Source organism: Enterococcus durans NBRC 100479 = LMG 10746, from assembly GCF_001544215.1.
GTDB lineage: Bacteria > Bacillota > Bacilli > Lactobacillales > Enterococcaceae > Enterococcus_B > Enterococcus_B durans.
On the sequence record NZ_BCQB01000113.1, the window covers coordinates 1 to 796 of the forward strand.

A 796-nucleotide genomic window follows, 5' to 3' on the forward strand; every position below is an offset into this window, starting at 1 on the left:
ATAAAGAAAATAAGAAAAAATGTGGTAGAAAAGTCATTCAATTACCTGCTCATGAAGTAGATTACATTAAAGAGAAAGTCACTCTTGGTTGGACGCCTGACGTCATTATCGGGCGAAAAGGAAGGCCTGTTTCATGCGGTATGAGAACACTTTATCGTTTATTTTCTAAAGGAATATTTGATATTGACACACTACCGATGAAAGGTAAAAGAAAACCCAATGGCCATCAGGAAAAACGGGGAAAACAACAGTATCAGCGCTCAATCCATGATCGACCTGATAATTATCCTGATTTCAATTCTGAGTTTGGTCACCTTGAAGGTGATACGATCGTTGGCATTCATCATAAAAGTGCCGTCATTACTTTAGTTGAAAGATTATCTAAAGTCATTATCACGATTAAACCCAACGGCCGTAAGGCATTAGATATTGAAACTGCCCTTAATCAATGGTTTTCTCGCTTCCCTAAAAACTTCTTTAAATCTATTACGTTTGACTGTGGAAAAGAATTTTCTAACTGGAAAGCCATTAGTAACCAACATGATATTGATATATATTTTGCGGACCCTGGAACACCTTCTCAACGCCCATTAAACGAGAATTCTAACGGGATTCTGCGTCGTAATGGACTGCCGAAATCAATGGATTTTAGAGAAGTGAATCAGACATTTATTTCCAGTGTCAGCAATCAACGTAATCATATTCCAAGAAAATCATTGAATTACAGAACACCAATCGAAATATTTTTGAGCTATGTACAAGAAGCATTTTATTCTAGCTTAATTTGACAAATCAT

Annotated in this window: 1 protein-coding gene; it reads left to right on the plus strand. The window is 36.2% G+C overall.

The window, feature by feature from the left end:
- On the plus strand, positions 1–788 hold a 788-nt coding region (locus ED2_RS14500; protein ID WP_060789930.1), incomplete at its 5' end, for an IS30-like element IS6770 family transposase.
- Positions 789–796: the final 8 nt, after the last annotated feature.